Raw genomic sequence first — 4,425 nt, 5'->3', positions numbered from 1 at the left:
ATTTACGTCTGCTTATAGGCCGTCAAATTTAACCGACTAAACCAAATTTACACTCAAATTTTACTCCCGAAAGCCTTAAAATACGAAATAGTAAATAATGATTTAAAAATAGTTTAAATATTTAAACTATTTGCTAGAAAAATAAAAGTTTAATTTTCATAAGAGTATAATCTCGATTATTCTTCAAAAACCGTTGAAAGGAAAGTAATGTCCGTAAAACAAGAAAGACGAGATTTTATCGGTCTAGCGTTTGGCGCGGTAGCCGCAGTCGGCGGCGCAGCGACTCTCGTAGCCGTTAAAAAGACCTGGGACCCGCTTCCTAGCGTAAAGGCGGCTGGATTTACGACCGTAGATCTTAGCCCGATGAAAGACGGCGAGATGCGCCAGATCGAGTGGCGTAAAAAGCCGATATTCGTTCTAAAAAAGGACGCTTCGATGGCACCTAACGACAAGCGCGACGTCGTGGTAGACGGCGCTAGATATATGGTCGCGATCGGGCTTTGTACGCATCTTGGCTGTATTCCCGAGTGGAAACCTGGCAAACAAGTTTTCGTTTGCGCCTGTCACGGAGGCGAATTTGACGCAGACGGCGTAAATACCTTCGGCCCTCCTCCGCGCCCGCTAGACATACCGCCGTTTAAGATAGACGGTACGAAACTCGTTTTGGGCGAGACCAGCCCCGAATACGAAAAACTAGCGGCTCAAGCGTAAGGAGGGAAAAATGCACATCAGAAAATCAACGGGCGTTTTAGACTGGCTAGATCAGAGGATCGCCTTAAACAAGCTAATGAAAGTACTCGTCAGCGAATACTGGATACCGAAAAATATAAATTTCCTCTGGGCGATGGGCGTTATACTCACGACGCTTTTTGCTTTGCTTATTTTTACCGGATTTATGCTAGTTATGTACTACAAACCGGACATAAATTTAGCCTTTGACAGCGTAAATTTGACTATAATGAAAGAGGTCGAGTACGGCTGGCTATGGCGTCACATACATGCGGTTGCGGCTTCGGTCGTATTTTTAATCATCTACATACACACCTTTACGGCGATCTACTACGGCTCTTATAAAAAAGGTCGCGAGATGATTTGGGTGAGCGGCATGTTGCTCTTCATCCTGTTTTCAGCCGAGGCTTTTAGCGGATATATGCTACCTTGGGGTCAGATGAGCTACTGGGCGGCGATGGTTATCACGAATTTATTCGGCGGCATCCCGGTTATCGGGGACGCGGTAGTCGAGTGGATCAGAGGCGACTACGCCGTTAGCGATCCGACTTTGACGAGATTTTTCATGCTTCACGTATGCTTGCTACCGATCGTGCTTATAGCAGTCGTCGCGATACACTTTTACACCCTTCGCGTCCCGCACGTAAATAACGAAACGGGCGAAGAGATAGACTTTGATATCGAGGCTGAAAAATATCTAAGTGGCGATACGAAAAACGCGAAAGTTATTCCGTTTTGGCCGGGATTTTTGGCAAAAGACTTTATGTATATCGGCTTTTTTATGATTTTCTTTTTCTATTTAGTCTGTTTTCATTTCAACTTTGCGATGGATCCGATAAATTTCGAGCCGGGCAACCCGCTAAAAACGCCTCCGCACATCTATCCTGAGTGGTACTTCTTGTGGCAGTACGAGATTTTACGCGGATTTTTCTTCGATATTTTCGGCTTTAAAGCTTACAACATCGGCCTTATCGCGTTTGCGATCGCGGGCGTAGCTCTATTTTTCATGCCGCTTTACGACAGAAGCGACGTCGTGGCTCCGGCTCACGAGAGAAAAGGCTTTTTCGTATGGTTCTGGTTGCTAGTGGTCGATATGATCGTGCTTACGATCTTCGGTAAGCTACCTGCCGACGGCGTGACGCTTGGTATTTCAAACTCATGGATAGGATTTTACTCGACCATTACGTTTTTCGTTCTGCTTTTTGTCGTTTTACCTATCATAACGACTCTTGAGAAAAAAGGAGCGGTAAAATGAGAGAGTTAAAAATTTTCATAATCGTAGTTATTTTAACCGGCGTAACATACTGGGGTATCGAGCCTTACGCGCATAACGTCATGCATCCGCACGTCGGCGCGGCCGATTACGACTTTGGCACCGAGGATATAAATCAAGCCAAATCCGTAGTAGAAGCTAGACAAAAAGCCCTTGATGCGACAAAAGCTCTGAATGACGAGAAAAAAGTCGCCGGAGCACAAAAAGATCTCGAAGAGGCACAAAAATCTCTCGAAGACTACACTGCGTTTTGGAACGATATAAAGGCTATAAATTTAGCCAAAGGCGACGCGACTAAAGGCGCAGAAACCTTTGCAAATGCTGGCTGCGCAGGCTGTCACGGAGTCGAGGCTGCGGGTATGCCGACAGCTATGAGCGCTGCTGAACTTAGCGAAGCGTACGGCGTAGTGCCGCCTGATCTTAGCAGCGCGGGAGCGATATACGACGAGCATTTCTTGGCAGCCCTTATCAAAGATCCGACCAAGGCGCTAAAACTAACGCATAAATTTAACGACGAGCATCCTTATCCGATGCCTCCGTTTTTCGGAGCCGGCGGAGAGGATCCAAATGCCGAGATAGCTGATATGGTCGCATATCTAAAGTCTATCGCGCCTAAAGAAATCAGCGACGAGAAGGTATTTCTCGATGCGTGCCAAAGATGCCACGATATGAAATACGAAAACAAATACGTTCTAACTAACCGCGTAAATTTGGCTGCCTACATGGGCTCAAACCCTCCTGATTTATCGATGATAATCCGCTCAAAAGGCGATGATTATCTGCATAAATTTATAAACGACACGCAAAAAATGCTACCGGGCACCTCGATGCCTCGCGTAGGTCTAAATAAAGCTAGCGAGGACAAAGTCGTAGCCTATATGGCAAAAGCGGGCGACGCTAAAAAAGCCGAGCGCGAAAGCCTAGGCATAAACGCGATGATCTACTTCTTGATTTTCGGTATATTCGGATGGCTTTGGAAACGCAAAGTCTGGTCTGACCTACACTAAAATTTGAGCCCGACTCCGGGCTCAAATTTCTCTTTAAATTTATTCCTTAATTTCTAAAATTTATCTACCGTTTTAGAAGCCGTCGTAAAATTTATTCAGCACTCGCGATGCCTTGTCTAGGCTCAAATTTAACCGCAAACAAATACCAACTTCACGTGCCTATAGTTTAAATTTGAATACGTTTTGAGCGCAATAGAAACTATAAATATACATTTTACAGCATTTTTAAGAGCGTGTTACCGATCCTTCTTTTTTACGATATGGATGAAGCAATACGGCAAGATCATTTGGATTTTCTTGGCGGCGGCGAGCTAAGTAGCGTGATTTATAGACGCATTTTTAAGTTAGAGCTCAGCTTGTTTTAGTTTTTTCATAATTTTTCTTGATTTAGGTTGTCTTTAAATTTATTTCCCGATGTTAAAATCGGCTATCAATTTTGATTTGCAAATTTCAAAAAAAGGGTAAATATGAACGGTCTCAAATTTACAGTCAAGCTTTTCGCGATCATCGCGGTGCTTTGCCTCGGATTAAATTTAATCGCCGGCGAACTGGACGGCAGGTGGAGCATCGTCTCGGCAAACATAGACGGGCAGGAGGTGCAAACAGCGGGGCAGAAGTGCTTCGAGGATTCGTTTTTCGAGGTTAGCGGCCGGGAGGCAAAGCTAGGCCTTAGCTCCGTAGGCGAGGACGGCGCGTGCAAAAGCGGCGCGGCAAGCTACGCCTTTAAAAGCATGGGTGCTGGCAAATACGCGCTGGGTCCTATCGGCGAGTTTTGGCTAGATAAAGACGCGCTAAAGGTAAAACAGTCCTTAGACGGCGGCAAATTTATCGTTTTTTCTTTCAAAAAAGACGCGGCCGCAAACAAAGCCGTGACAACGGCAACCGGCTCAAATTTGAGCACAGACGAGCTAGAGGGCAGATGGGAGATCGACTCGGTCGCAGCACAAGGGCAGACGTTTAAAACGGCGGGCCAAAAGTGCTTTGAGGATTCGTTTTTCCAGATAGCAGGCGGCAAAGCCATAGTCAGTATCGTAGCGGCAAATCCGGACGGTTCGTGCAAAACAGGCGTAGGAGAAAGCGGCTACAAAAGCCTTGGCAGCGGCAGATACGCGCTAGATAACGATGCGGGCGAATTTAGGCTGAAAAACGGCTCGCTCGAATACGAACAAAGCGCGGGCGGCGTCTTGTTTACCTTTAAAAAAAGCCGCGCGGCGCAGGCTAGCTCAAATCAGGCGCAAGCCAAATCAAGCTCAAATTTAGAGCCCGAAAAAGACCCTAGCGTCAAGCATAGCGACGCGGGAGCGAGCAAAAAAGGCACGGGCGTGTTTGCAGGCAAGTGGTTCTTCATAAACACCAATACCGACATATCCTTTTATCTGCGCGACGACGGCACTTACGCGAGCCGTTTAGAAAAGC

3 protein-coding genes and 1 pseudogene are annotated in these 4,425 nt (G+C 46.2%); all 4 read left to right on the top strand.

Translation table 11 applies throughout. The features are described 5' to 3' along the window. Nucleotides 1–207: 207 nt before the first annotated feature. Nucleotides 208–711 carry a ubiquinol-cytochrome c reductase iron-sulfur subunit gene (petA, locus tag Q0338_RS05785; protein ID WP_298085928.1) on the top strand — a complete coding sequence of 168 codons (504 nt, stop codon included), beginning with the start codon at nucleotides 208–210 and terminating at the stop codon, nucleotides 709–711. Nucleotides 712–721: 10 nt separating this feature from the next. After that, entirely contained in the window at nucleotides 722–1,984 is a 1,263-nt protein-coding gene (locus tag Q0338_RS05780; RefSeq protein ID WP_298085927.1) for a cytochrome bc complex cytochrome b subunit, read from the top strand. Beyond that, nucleotides 1,981–3,009: a c-type cytochrome gene (locus Q0338_RS05775; protein WP_298085926.1), complete on the top strand. Its 1,029-nt coding sequence runs from the start codon at nucleotides 1,981–1,983 to the stop codon at nucleotides 3,007–3,009. Before Q0338_RS05780 ends, Q0338_RS05775 begins: the two co-directional genes overlap by 4 nt. A 467-nt stretch (nucleotides 3,010–3,476) precedes the next feature. Next, nucleotides 3,477–4,425, top strand: a pseudogene (locus Q0338_RS05770) (hypothetical protein); the annotation flags it as partial.

The organism is uncultured Campylobacter sp. (genome assembly GCF_938018145.1).
Taxonomy (GTDB): domain Bacteria; phylum Campylobacterota; class Campylobacteria; order Campylobacterales; family Campylobacteraceae; genus Campylobacter_A.
This window is presented reverse-complemented; position numbering and strand designations above follow the sequence as displayed.

Coding starts and splice junctions, on each gene's coding strand:
- petA (WP_298085928.1), top strand. CDS start 208: ATGTCCGTAAAACAAGAAAGACGAGATTTTATCGGTCTAGCGTTTGGC.
- Q0338_RS05780 (WP_298085927.1), top strand. CDS start 722: ATGCACATCAGAAAATCAACGGGCGTTTTAGACTGGCTAGATCAGAGG.
- Q0338_RS05775 (WP_298085926.1), top strand. CDS start 1,981: ATGAGAGAGTTAAAAATTTTCATAATCGTAGTTATTTTAACCGGCGTA.